The sequence below is a fragment of the Pseudomonas sp. S30_BP2TU TE3576 genome, assembly GCF_050436025.1.
Classification (GTDB): domain Bacteria; phylum Pseudomonadota; class Gammaproteobacteria; order Pseudomonadales; family Pseudomonadaceae; genus Aquipseudomonas.
The window spans coordinates 2,490,659-2,505,779 of the sequence record NZ_JBNDLK010000001.1 but is presented as its reverse complement, the minus strand read 5'-3'; the positions used below and the strand labels follow the sequence as shown (position 1 = coordinate 2,505,779).

Below are 15,121 nucleotides of genomic sequence, written 5' to 3'. Positions count from 1 at the left end.
GATTCGTGAAGAACCAAAAAAAAGGTTCCTCACGCAATCCCGGGAAACTGTAGGAGCCAGCCTGCTGGCGATGGACTCAAGTGCGCCGCGTTCATCCAGTTCATACGCGTTATCGTTAACGACCATCGCCAGCAAGCTGGCTACAAGGGGCCGTGCCCATGCTTAAACCAGTGAAGAACCCAAAAAAAAGCCCGCGGGAGGGCGGGCAAACCGTAGTTTCTTGAATGAGCGAGGGCAATGTACAGGCAGCAGCGGAGCAGTGGGGTGAAGAAAAATTCATCTCGATCAACGTCCCGTGCCAGTGCGTCGCTCTTGCCGACACTGCCGACGCCCACCACTTTGAACGCCATGCCCTGAACATGAAACCGCGACAGCAGTTCACGACGGTCTGCTTGCAAGGTGCCGCGATAGAAGGTGAAGGGCGATACCAACATGCGCCCGTAGCGCAACTCCACCAGCGATTTGACGCGCCCTTCACTCGACGCCTTGATCAGCGGAATTGGGTCGCGGTCGACCTTTCCCAGGGTTGCCTGTGAACTGCGCGGGCAGTTCTTGCGCGCATCCCTGCCTTGTTTCAAGCGGGCTGTAAGGGTGGTCATGAGGGCCTATTCGACAGGTGTTGAGGGCATATGCGGATTGAGTGTAGAAGGGCTTTTCGGGGGCATCCCAAGTGTTTGCGCAGCGGCTACGCTCTCTCTCAGGCATCGGCACGATGTCACTGACCGGAGACAGGGAGGCCTGTGCTTTCACTGCTGATTTCGCTGTTGTTGGCGTTCCTTGTCGGCTGGGTGTCCCAACGCATGGGCATGTGTCTGGTCAACGCCATGGGGCTGCTGCTCAAGCGCCGGCCGACCCTGTTCGTATCGTTGGTCAGTTGCGGTTTGTTCGGCTTGTTGCTCGCGCCGTTCTACGCCTTGTTTGGTGTCAGTCAGCCATTGTTCATTCCCGAGGTCGGCTACTTGTCGCTGGTCGGTGGCGGGCTGTTGTTCGGCCTCGCCTCGGTGCTCAATGACGGATGCAGCGTCGGCACCTTGACCAAACTCGCCAGCGGCAACCTCAACAAGGTCTTCACCATCCTCGGCTGGGTGCTGGGCATCGTGCTGTGGCATCACTTGAACATGCTGACCGAACACCGGGCGCTGCAAATGCCGATGATTTCCAGCCGCCATTACTGGCTGGCCATCGGCATCGTGCTGCTGATTTTGCTGTTTTTAATCCGGATCCACGGCGACAAACACCTGGTGCTGTCGAGCCTGCTGCTGGGCGCGCTGACCAGCGCCCTTTACACCTTTGAACCGCAGTGGACGCCCAGCGTGTTCTTTTACGATCTCTCGCAAATGTTCTGGTTGCCGGGCGAAAACATGCTGACTCAGCAACGTGTCGCGGTGTTCAGCCTGTTGCTGGGGGGCATGCTCTGTTACACATTGCATCGTCGTACGTTCAACTATCAACGGTTCGAAGCGATGACAGCAGGCAGGCATTTACTGGCTGGTGTACTCATGGGGACCGGTGCCTCGATGATGCTGGGCGGAAATGACTCACAGATATTGTTGGTGTTTCCGACACTGACCTGGGTAGGCGCTGTGCCATTGGTGTCGATTGTGTTGGGGATATTGGTGGGGGTTTGGGTGAGGCGGGTGAGTAAGGCATATTCGCAATAATGTTCTGTATACGATACATTTAATGATAAATGTCACGGTAGCTGAACATGGAACACGTCCTGCTGATCTCTCGGCTCGGTAGCCAAATACGTGAAACCCGTATCAGGCGCGGCCTGACACAAGCTCGACTTGCTGAGCTCGCCGGTTTGACGCGGCAGAAAGTCATTGCTGTCGAGAAGGGTACCCATAGTGTTGCCATGAACGCTTATGCAAGAGCCTTGAGCGCTTTGGACTGTGAGCTCGCCGTTGTTCCGGCGACCATGCCGACCCTTGAAGAGCTTGGGGAGTTGTTCGAATGAAAATGGCTTCCCTCAAAGTCAGTACGCCAGAGGGCCATAGCGGCCGAATCCTCACCAGCGGCGATGATTTTATTTTCCGCTATCAAGAAGACGCATTGCCCAGCACTGCCATCAGTCTGTCGATGCCTGTGCGTGCTGACGAGTTTCGCAGACGGGATCTGCATCCCGTATTCCAGATGAATCTCCCTGAAGGCTATATGTTGGAGCAGTTGCGCAATCGCCTGGCGAAAACCGTAAACGTCGATCCAATGTTGCTGCTTGCTCTTTCTGGCAGCAGTTCGCCTATTGGCAGGGTTCAGGTGCATTCCGAGTGATGAAAATGGGCGATCTTAATGAGATCGTCCATTTTGTATTTCCAGGATCAAACCTGCATCTGCAGCCGCCGTCCAACCACATCCAGCAAGTCGCAACCATCGCGCAGGGAGGTCACCAGCACCCGCGCCAGTTCGCTGTAAACGCCTTCGTTTGCTGCGAGGTTCTCCAGCAGTTGCGTCGCGGTGCGAATGCGATAGGCAGCTGTTTCGTGCAGCACATCCAGTGGAGCCTCGGTGTCGATCAGCAGCGAAGCAATGGTGCAGTCGATGCCGGGCATGGGCATGTATCTATCCATCTCAAGCCTCCACTTCATCGAGTGGCGCGATGTTGTCCAGCGCCCGGTTCACCAGCAACTCCGCCAGCACGGCCAACTGCTGGATGGCCAATGCGATATTGCGACGTGAGCTCTCAAGCTCACAGGCCAGGTCAGTGCTCATGACGTTGAGCGAGGCGAGGGTTTCGCTGGCGTGGGTGAGCAGGGACGGTGTGTCTATGTCGGGGCGGATGGTGAAGACGTGGCTGACGGGGTCGAGGTGGTTGGGGTTGCGGAAGCGGGCGCTGATGGCGGGTTCGGTGGATTCGGAGAGTTTGGATAAGTCGGGTGTTTCGATTGTTGAATCGGATGATGGGCCTGGCGGGGTGGGGCTTTGTTTTTTCATGATTGTGCTCCGTCTTTGGTTCAGGGAGCTGCCAACGATCTGCTGTCAATCAGATGTGGGTGGCAGCTGTACGCGGGTTGACAGACCGGAGGAGCAACGACCCGGTGCACCCGAAGATGCCCCACGCACAGCCGCCATAAAAACTGGGCGCGCAGAAGCATGCCGTTTTATCAGGAGGAGTGGAAGGTTGCTCTTCAGCCTGTCAAAGCCGATCGCTGATTTGCAGCGACCCCTGAAGGCTATCCGCGAGGAGCAGCGTTCGCCAGTTCATGAAAGGCGATGCGTTTTGCGGGAAATTTCCTAGGACGTGGTGAAGTCGGCGCAAGTGCTGGGTGCGGCTTGTTAGCTTCGAATGGCGGACGGGGGGCATGCCGGGTGCTCGATGCGGGACTGATTTTGCTATGTGTCACCGCGCACATACGCAAAAGCCTGGTCGTTACCGATATCCATTTTGCAATCATGCACATAACAGCCTTGCCCGACTGCCGGTGTGGCCCTATCGTCAGATTTCACGTACCGCAAAGTGCTTTAGTGAGTTGTGAGCGTACGATGTAATGCACGTTTTCGCTGAACTCTTGGGTGGGCGAACGAAGCGACTGAGCGATAGGGAACTGGAGAAAAATCATGATTCGCAAGCACTACTTGAAAGCCCTGGCGATGCTGCTAGTCGCCACTGGCGTGCAGTGGGTGACGCTACCTGCCTACGCGACCGAGCAGGGTGAACAGCGGCGTGAAGCTCGCGATACCAGGCAGGAAGGGCGCTCCACTGCCCGGCAAACCAAGGATGATTGCAGAAAGGGCAATGACAAGAGCAATGCAGACTGTCGCCAGGACAAGCGCAGTACCAAGCAAGATACCCGTCGCACAGCCCGGGACATCAAGTACTGATCGTTAACGGGAGTCCTGTTTCCGCTTGCCAATAGGTCAATCGTTCCACACCTCGTGTCGCCACCTGGGCCATGCGCTCTCCAAAGCGCTGCTTTTCATGTGCAATCAGTCGATCAAGGCGAACCGTTAAGCCCACAGCCCTTGTTTTTACTGGATTTCAGACACAAAAAAAGACGTCCGTGGACGTCTTTAGATGATGAAGTTGCGGGGACGTTTGTAAGCGTCCGTCCAATACACCTTGCGCAACGAAACTGACTTGCACCGGGCTAGAATCCTAACCGCAGCCGCGTCGGGGATGCTGGAAGCGATGCGTTAGGTGCAAATGGAAGTGCGCGTAGTGAGCAGTGGAGCCGAAGTCGGAGCGCCGATGGAAGGACAAGGGCCCCCTGATATCACCCGCGATTTTGCCCGTTGCTCTACAGGCACCGGAGGGACTGAATATTCCATGCCCGTCGTGATCGCTGTAATCGCCAAGCGGTTCTTGCGGGGCGGAGAACGTGGGGACGAAATTAAGTCCAAGCTTTATGCGGCAGCGCCACCTGATTTATCGGTAAGCTACGCTTTTAGCTCGCTGTAAATCCACTCCTAACCACACCCTGATGACCAATATGCTTGACTGGGACAGCCTCCGTTTTTTCTTTGCCTTTGTTCATGAGGGCTCCTTAGCCGCTGCGGCTCGCTCGCTGGGGGTGGAGCACGCGACTGTGGCTCGCCGAATAGCTGCCCTTGAAGCCTCTTTGGACATGAAGCTGGTAGATCGTAGGGGCCGTGTCTACCAATTGACCGAGGATGGTGTGAGGGTAGGTGAATATGCAGCGCAGATGGAGTCTGCGTCACTTGCGCTCAGGCGATTCGCTGACGGGGGAGAAAGCCGTATTGAGGGTGCGGTGATCTTGTCTGCACCTCCTGCATACCTCGGAACGTTGGTAGCTCGGCGACTTGGGGTATTGCGCGAGCGTTATCCCCGGTTGCAGCTGACGCTCGTTGGAGCCAAGTCCACTGCGTCGTTGGCAAGGAAAGAAACCGATATTGCCATTACCTTCCGCAGGCCGGATGAACAGAGTGTCGTCGCCAAAAGTCTCGGCTCCTTGCGTTTTTACCCTCATGCTAGCGAGGACTACATTAGTCAACGTGAACCTGAAGAGTTCGAGTTCATAGGCTACGACCGTAGCATGGACGATTCGGTACAGCAGCAATGGCTCCTGGATCGGCTGGAAGGAAGACCGCTTTCCGTCACCAGCAACGACCTGCGCATCCAGGCATTAGCTGCCGTAGGCAATGCTGGCATAGTTTTCCTTCCGGATTTTTTAGGCAAAGAATATGGGCTGGCAAGGGTTGATATGGATCACACACCGCTGGAACTACCCATCTGGCTCGCGTTTCATGAAGATTTACGCAGCTCTCTAAAAATCCGGGCAGTGCTTGATTTCCTCATGGAGGGATTAGTGCAGGCACAGGAGCTGTGAATTTTTTCACATCCGGTTTGTGACGTTGATGAATGGGCCATCACGAAGCATTTCTCTACTCTGGGCTTCGAATTGAATTCCTGCCCACTGAGAGGCCCTTCACCAATGAGCAGTTCCCATTCCATAAAAAGCTCAATGGCTGTGTACCGTACAGCGTGGATCGTGACCGCGATTTTTATACTTTCAAATGCCGCTACGCCACTCTACAGCTTTTGGCAGCAGTCCCTCGGCTTCGCGTCGGGGGTGCTAACCGTAATTTTTGCCTGCTACATCATCGGTCTTCTTCTAACTCTCACCGTCGCTGGGCAGGCGTCCGACCACTACGGGCGCAAAGCCTTGCTTCTACCCTGTGTGGGGCTGGCTATCATTGCAGCGATTCTGTTCGACCAAGCGCACAGCATCGGCGTCTTGATGCTCGCGCGCTTCCTCACCGGCGTTTCGGTGGGCCTCGTTGTATCTGGGGGTATGGCGAATGTCGTCGAGCATGCTCAGCCTCACCGCAAGCACTTTGCTTCGCTAATGGCATCTGTCGCGATGGTGGCCGGAGCGGGCACCGGGCCGCTATTGGCAGGGGTCGTTGCGCAATATCTTCCGAACCCGATCCACACAGTCTTCCGAGTGGAAATCGCGATTTTGTGCGTGGCGCTCCTAGCGTTACTCAATCAAAAGAACCAGAAGCTTGGGGGCGGTACGTTTAAACCGCGCTTGCCCACTGTCGCTAAGGAAAACCTCGGCATCGTGCTATTGGGGATAGCGTTCTTCGGCCCTGGAATAACTTCGACATCATTCATCCTATCGCTCGGCCCCAAGCTGATAGCGACTTTTCTAGACGTGAATAGTCCCCTTGTCACGGGTTGTATGGCCTTTTCAATGTTCCTCGTCGCCGTGGGCGTGCAGTTTGCGGCGAAGCGATACAGCAGCCGTACCGTGTTTTCGCTTAGCGGGATCGGTACTGTCTTCTCAATGATTTTCGTGTGGATCGCGCTGGAAATCGGTTCCGCTCCATGGCTGATCGTTTCCGCTCTGTTGGCAGGCGCCGGTCAAGGCTTGGGCCAGTTAGGTGCACTGACCCTTATTGCTGACCGCGTGCCTGCGCAGCGCAGAGCCGAAGCCAACGCAGTGTTCAACATGGGTGGGTATGTGCCCGCTGGGGCGATCCCGGTGTTAACAGGCTACTTGATCGACTTTTGGGGGCTGAGCATTGGAATAAGCTCACTTGCGCTCATTATTGCGAGTCTTGCTTCTTTGGCGCTCATGCAGCTTTGGAGGCACGTCCCTAAGCAAAGTCAAACTCGTACACACGGCGAGGCTTAACGAGCCCACTTATGTGGCAGCAGATCGATAATCTGACTGGCGCGCTGGGTTGGCAAGCGCGTGAGGACGTCTTTCAGATAGGCGTATGGATCGTGCCCGTTCATGCGCGCAGCCTGGATCAGGCTCATGATTGCTGCCGCCCGTTTACCGCTGCGTAGCGATCCGGCAAACAACCAGTTCGAGCGTCCAAGTGCCCACGGCCTTATCTGATTTTCGACCGCGTTATTATCTATGGGCACAGCGCCGCCCTCGAGATATCGCGTCAGTGCCGTCCAGCGCTTGAGGCTGTAATCCAGAGCTTTGGAGATAGCCGATCCTTCGGGCACAAGGTCACGCTGGGCCAACATCCAGATGTGTAATGCGTCGATAATGGGCGCCACTTTTTCCTGGCGTATTCGCCAGCGATCTTCGCCGGTCATACCCCGCGCTTGCCGCTCGATTTCGTACAACCCGCCAATTGAGTGCAGCGCCTGTTCGGCCAGTTGGCTTTTGTTCGTCGCGTGCAGATCGAAGAACTTGCGGCGGGCGTGGGCCATGCAGCCGATTTCAGTGATGCCTTGCTGGAAGCTTGCTTTGTAGCCGGCAAAATCGTCGCAAACCAGTTTGCCATTCCACTGACCTAGAAAGTTGCGTGCATGCTCGCCCGCACGGCTCGGACTGAAGTCGTAAACCACTGCCTTGAACGCTGAAAAAGGCGTGGTGAAGTAGGCCCAGACGTAAGCACGGTGGGTTTTCTTCTCGCCCGGCGCGAGCATCTGTACCGGCGTTTCGTCAGCGTGGACCCCAAGGAACGGGCGGGGATGGCCGCCGGTATTTTCAATACGACGCGGGTGGCGAGCGAAGGTGTAGCCCTGGCAATCACTGTTGCGATGCTGACGGCCCTGGTCGCACACCATCTGAGTATCAGTGACTCGGTCAAACTGTCCGCTGTCGACTATTCAACTATCGCGCAACGCCTGGTGATGGGTGATATCCAGCACGCGAGCACCGACGCCAGCCAAATCCCGTTGACGATGCTGCGCTTGGCCTATACCGCAGGATTCAACACCTTGTTGCAACTGCTGGCGATGTTCACGCTATTCACTGCCTTTGTGGTTTTTCTATTCCTGGGACGTCAAAGCGAGATTTGCGTCGGCGCCGAATCCACGCCCGATGTCGTCCAACACACACCTCACGCCGCTGATTCTAGCGGGCATTGGCCGATTACTGCCTGTTACGAAGGGGCTGAGTCCACAATAGCTGTCGGTGGGCAAGGAGCGCTTTCAATCCAATTACCGCCTGGGAAACCGAGCACCAATTAACTCGTTGTCCCGCTCGCTCCTGTAATATGCCAGCCCTCACCACCACGAGCTTTGAAAATGGATTCTCACTCGATTCTGACTTTTACCTTGGTCGCCGCGATTGCTATTGCCAGCCCAGGGCCTGCGACCTTGATGGCGATCAACAATAGCCTGGCCCATGGGCAGCGCAGCGCCATATGGTCATCGCTCGGCAACGCCAGTGGCCTGTTCTGCCTGTCGTCCGCTGCCATGCTGGGGCTGGGGGCGCTGCTCGCCAGTTCCGAATGGTTGTTCAACGCGGTGAAATTCATCGGTGCCGGTTATTTGTTCTACCTGGGCATCAGACAATTGTTCAAAAAGGGCCCGATGCTCCCGGACGGGATTCAGGATAACTTGAAGAAAAGCCGGCCGACTCGCTCCAAACTGTACAAATCGGCCTTCCTGACGGCGGTGACCAACCCCAAGGCGACGATGTTCTTCACCGCGCTGTTTCCGCAGTTCATCGATCAGAGCACGGCATTGCTGCCGCAATTTCTGATCCTCACCTCGATCTTCATGGCATTGTCGGTGTCGTCCCTGAGCCTCTATGCCGCGCTCGCCTCGCGGGCCAAGGGTGTGCTGACCCGGCCTGCGCTGTCCCGCTGGGTTAGCCGGGTGGTGGGGTCGACATTCATCGGTTTCGGTGCTGCCATCCTGACCATGCGGCGGCAGGCAGCGTAAGGGGAGTCGGGCTTGTAACTCCGGTAACAGGAAGGCCGGGGACTGTGAAACTCTGTACGAACCTACCCAGTAAGCGCTTCAAGGAAGATTAAACGGCGCATCATGGGGGAAGCCCTTTACCGGAAAGTATCGGTGAATCGGGTGTTGGATAAGGTTGAAATTACGGAGTAGCCATTCCGTTCAGTGGCGACCGGTTTACTCGCCACTGATTAGATTCGCGTCTTGGAGCATTCACGAGTGACCGCTTTGGGCTGTGCTGCCTGTCACGACGACCGTCAGAAAGTGCCCCAACGCTGCCACTCGAGCTAGCGCTCTGCATGTCGTACAAGCCAATGGATCTTTGCTGCCTTACTTCCCCGTCAGCCCCTGCAGATGTCGGTACCCGGCCGCCTGAGTGAAATCGGCTAAATACCAGATTGCTCCGTTGGCTCCCCATAAGCCATCGTTGACTTCATCAAGGATGATCGACGTCATGACGATTCTTTGGTCGTTCGCTTCTTTCGACCGGCTTACCGCTTGATGCAAACGCTGTACATAGTCGCCTCGCATGGCCTCGCTCAGTACACCGCTGGGGACTTTGACCTGGATGATGCAAGGAATGGCTTGAGCGCTGACATCCCCATTTCTCCCCGGCATTGGCAAATGCCGTTGCACGAACGCTACTGATAGACGGCCGACAGCTGCAATCGCCCTTCATGGTTCCGGCAATGATGGCTCAGGGAAATGAATTGATCGCAAAGCTGACGGCTCATATCGAAGCCTCACTACCGGCGACCATCAACGTCAGTACACTCGCATTCGACTTTGGCTTGTCAGAGCGAACGTTGTCTCGACACATACACAAGGCTACCGGCTACAGCCCGTTGCGGCTGATCCAGCGTGTCCAGGCCAATAAAGCCCGGGAGCTGCTGGCAAACAGTAAATACTCGGTCGATACCATTGCCGAACGCGTCGGATACCGGGATGCCACATCTTTGCGGCGATTGATGAAAAAAATGCTTAACGTAACACCCCGGCAATTGCGTTAAGCCGATATGTCTCGCTCCTTTTAAAGTGGTCGATTAAGTAGAAGCAAACGTGCCGCCAGCACTGTCATAACCGCAGCGAAGCTATAGGCTCCCAGGCGTTTGGAGATCATGCCTTCGCGAAGGCGCATATGCAGCTGTCCGGCACAAAACCCGAGTAGGGCATGAAAGATCAATGCGATAAGTGCAAGCAATAACCCCAAGAACATCAATTGCGAGGTGACACTACTGGTACCTACGGTGACGAACTGCGGCAGAAACACCATGAAAAACAACAGCGCCTTGGGGTTTAACAAGCTGTTGAGCGTGGATTGGGCAAAGATCTTTCTCATCGAGGCCTGTGTAGCTTGAGACTGAGTATCCGTAGAAGGAGCCTTCAATGCCTGCCACGCCAGCCACATCAGATAACCAGCGCCGGCCCAGCGCAGCAAGTCAAACGCCGGCGCCCAACTCATCACTAACGCACCGAGGCCTGCGCTAACCATGATGGTCATCAGCACGTCAGCCAGGGTTATTCCTAGCGCAGCGGCGAGGCCGGCGCGCCATCCATGAGCAACAGCATGGCTGCTGACGATGGCCATGTTAGGGCCAGGAACGATCAACAACAGCAAGGCGGCAACAATGAACAGATAAAGGTTAGTGGTATCCGGCATAGGGCATAAGTCCGTGAGTGAGGAGTCATGCTAACCAGTAGTAGATAGGCAGGAGCAGATACAGTGCGGATGGATTTGGCCGCAACAGTCTGGTTTGGAGAGGGAAAAGTAATCTGCTGGACGGCACGGTAAAGCAGGTGCGAATGGCCGCTTCTGGCCCAGAGTGTGTAAAAACGTTCTGACCTCATCGTCTTGAATCATCGACGTTCGTTGGCTGAGCGATCGCACGGTCAATACTGCGGGCCGCATCGGTCGCGACCTGGAACACGTCAATGCTGTTTTTACAGCCTCTGGCATGGGCCAAAATCAGCCTTTTTTATGCCGGCAGCGCCTTCATCAAACCGTTGGCACCGATGATTTTCATCACTCGTTTCATGTTGTAGGCGAGCACATTCAAACTCATCTCCGCACTTACCCCGACCAGCATTCGGGTCAGGAAGTGCGTCGCACCCATCCATTGTTTGAGCGTCCCGAAGGGATGCTCAACGGGCCTGCGGTGACGGGTGACGGCTGGAAGTACCGAGGCCGAGGATTGATTCAAGTGACGGGCTGGGTCAACTATCAGGCGTGCGGCTCAGCCCTGAGCCTGGACCTTCTGACCAAGCCTGAACTTCTGGAACGGCCGATCTATGCGGCTCTATCGGCTACGTGGTACTGGTCGAGCAACGGCTTGAGCGAGCTGGCGGACGCCGAGAAGTTCGATGCGATCACGCGCAAGGTGAATAGCGGCTTGAATGGCCAAGCTGATCGGCTGGCTATTTATAAGCGCGCGCTGGGTGTGCTGGTGTGATTGGGGGGAGCTGGCAGAACGCCAAAGAGGGGATGTTGCTGAAAAGTCGCTGAAGCCTGTATGAATCCACATTAATCCACAACAGCCTTCAGCAACATATGAAACCCCAAATGCAGCGAAGCCCGCACAGGGCGGGCTTCGTTGGTGCCTCAATTGGTGGAGCCGGGGACGTTTGAACTGGCATGGATTTATCCCGTAAACATTGGGCTTTGTTTAATTCGATTTTTCTTGGGATACACCTAGGGATACAGGGTGCTTGATGCTGGGCTGATTTTGGCATACATCACCGCTCACACCGTTTGCATGTGATTTAACCCGTGTGCACAGAATCAGTGGCAGGCAGCAACCGGCGAAAAAACGGACGCTCACAAGTAGACGAGGAGTTATGCATGGACATGATACGTTATCAGACACAAACGGCGAAAAACGCTACGCCACTTATGTCGTCTACTTATAGTTAGGCTTTTCAAACATATGCAAAACAATTGGACGTTCGATCAAGCGAAGAATGTTGTAGCCATAACGACACGACAGGCACTGCGGGAAGGACTCCCTATCCTGTGCGTAGTCCATTACGGTGATGATCATTCTTGGTCATTCACCTGTGGCACAACTAATGCCCCATCTGATGCCCTAGTAGTCAGCATGGAATGCATCGTCGAGCACGATCCAACATTGATCGACATTGCAAACCTTCCGCCTGGTTGGGGTGCCTACCGTGAAGCCTTGGGGAGCGAATGGGAGTGCTACGAGATGGAGCAGGCCGAATGAATACTCGGCTTATTTGCATCTGCATCTGCCTAACGCCCACCGCCAACCTCCAGCAGAGGTTGGGGCTCTTACTGAACCATGGGCATTCGCACAAATGGTGTAATCGTTAACCTATGTCCACAATGGGTCGGATACAGCCCTTGGTGACAGGCAGAAATCGGCCAGAAGCTGACATTGGCTAACCAAACCATTAAGCGTCGAGGTAACCCATGACAGAGACTGATCACCAAATCATCAAACGCGGAGAAAGCTTGGTACGTAAGACGCAGCTATTCATGCGCTGGGGATCGGTAGTCGCATTGGCGACAATTGGGTCTGTATTTTTAGTTCTGTTTGTTGGCTCTGCGTTCTACGACAAACGCTTTAACGAAATTCTCTATGATCATTTAGCAGCGGCTATAGGCGTCCCTCTAGCAGCGTTGACAGCACTTACTCTTGTGTTGGCGCTTGAGCAGGTTTCGGGCGATGTCGAAATCGAGGCTTGGGGGCTTAAGTTCAAAGGTGCTTCAGGGCCAATCGTTATGTGGGTCCTTTGTTTCTTAACACTTGTCACCGGAATAAAGGCGCTATGGTGACGGGCAAAAGCTACTCGGACTATCTGACAACCCAAGCACACGGAGAGGTGGCCCCCCTTTACGCCCAATGACCTTCATTCATTAAACTCGCAGCACCGTTGCTTGAGCGCCGCGTCGAATAGGCCGATTTCCGCCCGTGAGAACAAGCCATCGATATTGGGTCGAATCGGTCCTTCACGGCAGGCAGAAACCGGCCAGAAGCAGACAATGGACATGCAGCTAATACCCTAGCAGTATGGCAAAATGCCATTCCAGCTTCTCTCCTCATCTCGTATGGTACTTCCGACGCGATCCCAAGCAAAACTGGGAGTTACGCGATCGCAATGAGCGTCTTCCATACGAGCGGTGGAAAATATAAATCGACTTTTCCGTCTACTTCAATCAGCTCTTAGGGAAAATATGCCTTCAACTCTTCCACAAGCCGTCAACTTTCTTGAGACCCAATGGTCATCGATTAACGAGAACAAAATCAAAGGGATACTGGCAGAGGTCCGGCTTAAGGATTTTCTTGCAACGCACGACGCTTATTTCGGCCCTGGGGGATGGATAGTCGTACCGGGAAAACCTACTCATACTCCAATTCCGACCAAGTGCAAGGTTTGTCTCCTGCCTCGCGGGCGAGTTTTTTCTTGGCAAACAGCGAGTAGCGTTGGCGCCACGCTATCACCAGCTGAGATATCCGCCTACACCTACTTTCGGCAACTCGGAATTCGGACATATTTCGTCGACCCAATAAACCCCAATGAAGCTAACTTTGTATTTCCTTCACCAAGCTCCGCAGCTGGACGAGCAAACTATCCAAAGCCATATCAACTTGAATTGAAAGAAGTAGGGAGACGTGGTGAACTAATAACGGTTTCTCCGGAAACAGTTTTCGATGTATTCCCATCACGTGTCGGAAACGGAGGCTTAAGGTGCAACACGCTTGGTAGAATAAACCTCGGGACTCCCCCATGGAATGACCCATCCATAGTGTCCGACCTGTTCTGGTTTGAGTACGCACGCTACTATTTCCAGATTGACTACCTTCTATCCAACAATGATCTAGACATGTACGTGATAGGCGCATCCGGTTCCGCCTATCCCGTCGAATTAAAAAGCAAAAAAGCTGCCGACAGCCAAACGCTTGGCAAGTGGTTCGGAATTGACATGGGGCCGTTTGCCAAGTTGGCATTTTTCACCGCTAACGGAATGAATACTGACGCTCTCTATATTGTCGAAGAACTTGGCGACAATAATCAGTTCATCCAATGGCTCGCAATTCGCTACACAGAACTGGTGAAAGTATGCTCTTGGGTCGGCCAAAGTGGGGGGACAGGGATGACAGGCGGGACCTCCTCCACGTACAAAGTGCCAAAGGCTGCCTTCTTACCTCTGATCGATTTGCTACCCTTGTTGTGAGCTAACAGTGGCAACACTTCGCAGAGCGCGATCTCTTCGATCGAGTATCCACGTTAAAAGGCCTGCCTGACGGCTTCGGCCTTGAGTTTCGGGGTGAATCACCAAGTGCTCATAGACTACCTCCTATGCTCAAAGCGAAGGTCGGGGATGTTTATCGTACCGGGGGTAGTCCATACCAGGATGCTGCATCGACCGCAGCAACACGAAGAGACTGAGCCACACAAACCGTTTGAGCCCTGTGCCTTTAGTCACGCGGTGAAAACCCCGAAAATGCAAAAGCGCATCGCTGCGATGACTTGCTGGTCAGGCAGTTCTAGGAGGCAGGCTCCTTTGACCTTCTGATCGACAAAACGGACGGCATAATGTCTGAACGCAGCGGAAACGGGCTGAGCATTTTTTCGCCAGCACTGACTGAGCGGGACAAATAGATAACACATCCCCTTTTGTGCTCAGGGTCCATCACGACCATGTATCGTCATCTCTTCACGTTGTGACGCTAGCGATATGACTGCCTGCTTTGCCCTATTTTATCCGACACATGTTTCGCCGTGACCGCTATGGATCTAGGCTGTGTGAAAACGTTGGCACTGATTTGAACTCCGCGCGTCGAAGTGAAATCCGCGAACGTTCAGCTAGTGAACCCACCGTCCGCATTGGGTCGTTTGCATCCCTTCGCCATAGCCGCAAACTAACCACCCCAATCTGTCGCGACTGTTCGTCATCCAATGTGTGACTGATTTCAAAAAACGGGGGAACGGGGGAACAGTGGGAACAGCCAATGTTTCCGGGGGCTTGAGCGGGGGAACTTGTACCCCTGTGTGTTTTGGGGGGAACAGCAACAGACAGATCGGCAGAAAGACCGACTGAGAAAGGAGCGGATCAGCAGACCAAACGGCGCACAGCCTCCGCTGTTGATGGGTGTCGTTTTGAGGAATGACACCCCCGAATATCCCCGTTGTATTGATTGCGATGAAATGACAGATCACCACCGAGTTCAAAACGCGGGAGCGAGCGCGAGCTATCACTGGAAAGCACTGGCGGATAGTCGAGTTAACCAGGTCAAATGCTTAGTTAACCGGTCTGCAAGCCATCGACCATAAGGCTTTCAGCCCAGTTAACCAACCGAGTTAACCAGTTAACCTAGGAGTTAACCAGTTAACCTAGGAGTTAACCGAGTAAATTAGTCGATTAACTCCTAGGTTAACTGCCTGAAAGCCCCAGCCCGCTTGGCTCTCAGTCAATTTAACCGCTCAATTCATGCGGTTAACCAGTTAACCGAGTAATTTAGTCGGTTAACTCCTTAG

General features: G+C 54.5%; 13 protein-coding genes and 6 pseudogenes. 12 read left to right on the top strand and 7 right to left on the bottom strand.

Translation table 11 applies throughout. The features are described 5' to 3' along the window. Positions 1 to 140: 140 nt before the first annotated feature. A complete protein-coding gene (locus ABIA48_RS11410) occupies positions 141 to 599 on the bottom strand; it encodes a DUF2252 family protein (protein ID WP_429488691.1) in 459 nt (152 codons plus the stop codon). Positions 600 to 740: 141 nt separating this feature from the next. On the opposite strand from ABIA48_RS11410, the gene ABIA48_RS11405 reads away from it, so the two are divergent. The 3 genes and pseudogenes from ABIA48_RS11405 to ABIA48_RS11395 form a co-directional block, all read left to right on the top strand. Beyond that, entirely contained in the window at positions 741 to 1,661 is a 921-nt protein-coding gene (locus ABIA48_RS11405; protein WP_429488689.1) for a YeeE/YedE thiosulfate transporter family protein, read from the top strand. A gap of 47 nt (positions 1,662 to 1,708) precedes the next feature. Then, positions 1,709 to 1,960, top strand: coding sequence for a helix-turn-helix domain-containing protein (locus ABIA48_RS11400; RefSeq protein WP_429488687.1), 252 nt, complete (start codon positions 1,709 to 1,711; stop codon positions 1,958 to 1,960). Next, a pseudogene (locus ABIA48_RS11395) lies at positions 1,957 to 2,271 on the top strand (HipA N-terminal domain-containing protein); the annotation flags it as partial. The gene ABIA48_RS11400 and the pseudogene ABIA48_RS11395, both read left to right, overlap by 4 nt. Positions 2,272 to 2,321: 50 nt before the next feature. Here ABIA48_RS11395 and ABIA48_RS11390 read toward each other — a convergent pair. Further along, positions 2,322 to 2,570, bottom strand: a complete 249-nt coding sequence (locus ABIA48_RS11390) for a hypothetical protein (protein WP_429488685.1) — start codon at positions 2,568 to 2,570, stop codon at positions 2,322 to 2,324. 1 nt (position 2,571) lies between these two features. Then, entirely contained in the window at positions 2,572 to 2,934 is a 363-nt protein-coding gene (locus ABIA48_RS11385; RefSeq protein ID WP_429488683.1) for a DUF6124 family protein, read from the bottom strand. 624 nt (positions 2,935 to 3,558) lie between these two features. Between ABIA48_RS11385 and ABIA48_RS11380 the strand changes: the two genes are divergently transcribed. The 3 genes from ABIA48_RS11380 to ABIA48_RS11370 all read left to right on the top strand — a co-directional run bounded on the left by ABIA48_RS11380 (position 3,559) and on the right by ABIA48_RS11370 (position 6,602). Next, entirely contained in the window at positions 3,559 to 3,822 is a 264-nt protein-coding gene (locus ABIA48_RS11380) for a hypothetical protein (RefSeq protein ID WP_429488681.1), read from the top strand. 608 nt (positions 3,823 to 4,430) lie between these two features. Beyond that, complete coding sequence (locus ABIA48_RS11375; RefSeq protein ID WP_429488680.1) at positions 4,431 to 5,288, top strand: LysR family transcriptional regulator; 858 nt, start codon at positions 4,431 to 4,433, stop codon at positions 5,286 to 5,288. Between the two features lie 105 nt (positions 5,289 to 5,393). Continuing rightward, complete coding sequence (locus ABIA48_RS11370; RefSeq protein ID WP_429488678.1) at positions 5,394 to 6,602, top strand: MFS transporter; 1,209 nt, start codon at positions 5,394 to 5,396, stop codon at positions 6,600 to 6,602. On the opposite strand, the pseudogene tnpC reads toward ABIA48_RS11370, so the two are convergent. Further along, a pseudogene (tnpC, locus tag ABIA48_RS11365) lies at positions 6,599 to 7,384 on the bottom strand (IS66 family transposase); the annotation flags it as partial. The gene ABIA48_RS11370 and the pseudogene tnpC overlap by 4 nt on opposite strands. Here tnpC and ABIA48_RS11360 point away from each other — a divergent pair. Both ABIA48_RS11360 and ABIA48_RS11355 read left to right on the top strand, forming a co-directional pair. Beyond that, positions 7,373 to 7,723, top strand: a pseudogene (locus ABIA48_RS11360) (MFS transporter); the annotation flags it as partial. The pseudogenes tnpC and ABIA48_RS11360 sit on opposite strands and share 12 nt — an antisense overlap. 237 nt (positions 7,724 to 7,960) lie before the next feature. Then, the gene (locus ABIA48_RS11355) at positions 7,961 to 8,602 is read left to right on the top strand and encodes a LysE family translocator (RefSeq protein WP_223458943.1); all 642 of its coding nucleotides are present in this window, start codon (positions 7,961 to 7,963) and stop codon (positions 8,600 to 8,602) included. 348 nt (positions 8,603 to 8,950) lie between these two features. Here ABIA48_RS11355 and ABIA48_RS11350 read toward each other — a convergent pair whose 3' ends face one another. Then, positions 8,951 to 9,256 carry a tautomerase family protein gene (locus ABIA48_RS11350; protein WP_429488677.1) on the bottom strand — a complete coding sequence of 102 codons (306 nt, stop codon included), beginning with the start codon at positions 9,254 to 9,256 and terminating at the stop codon, positions 8,951 to 8,953. On the opposite strand from ABIA48_RS11350, the pseudogene ABIA48_RS11345 reads away from it, so the two are divergent. Continuing rightward, positions 9,226 to 9,630: pseudogene (locus ABIA48_RS11345) on the top strand (helix-turn-helix domain-containing protein); the annotation flags it as partial. The gene ABIA48_RS11350 and the pseudogene ABIA48_RS11345 sit on opposite strands and share 31 nt — an antisense overlap. Positions 9,631 to 9,650: 20 nt before the next feature. On the opposite strand, the gene ABIA48_RS11340 reads toward ABIA48_RS11345, so the two are convergent. Beyond that, positions 9,651 to 10,280 carry a LysE family translocator gene (locus ABIA48_RS11340; protein WP_429488675.1) on the bottom strand — a complete coding sequence of 210 codons (630 nt, stop codon included), beginning with the start codon at positions 10,278 to 10,280 and terminating at the stop codon, positions 9,651 to 9,653. Between the two features lie 316 nt (positions 10,281 to 10,596). Then, positions 10,597 to 10,776: pseudogene (locus tag ABIA48_RS11335) on the bottom strand (transposase); the annotation flags it as partial. On the opposite strand from ABIA48_RS11335, the pseudogene ABIA48_RS11330 reads away from it, so the two are divergent. The 3 genes and pseudogenes from ABIA48_RS11330 to ABIA48_RS11320 form a co-directional block, all read left to right on the top strand. Continuing rightward, positions 10,765 to 11,070: pseudogene (locus ABIA48_RS11330) on the top strand (glycoside hydrolase family 19 protein); the annotation flags it as partial. The pseudogenes ABIA48_RS11335 and ABIA48_RS11330 sit on opposite strands and share 12 nt — an antisense overlap. Positions 11,071 to 12,050: 980 nt before the next feature. Then, complete coding sequence (locus tag ABIA48_RS11325; protein ID WP_429488673.1) at positions 12,051 to 12,416, top strand: hypothetical protein; 366 nt, start codon at positions 12,051 to 12,053, stop codon at positions 12,414 to 12,416. Positions 12,417 to 13,388: 972 nt separating this feature from the next. Continuing rightward, positions 13,389 to 13,817, top strand: a complete 429-nt coding sequence (locus ABIA48_RS11320; protein WP_429488671.1) for a hypothetical protein — start codon at positions 13,389 to 13,391, stop codon at positions 13,815 to 13,817. Positions 13,818 to 15,121 lie beyond the last annotated feature (1,304 nt).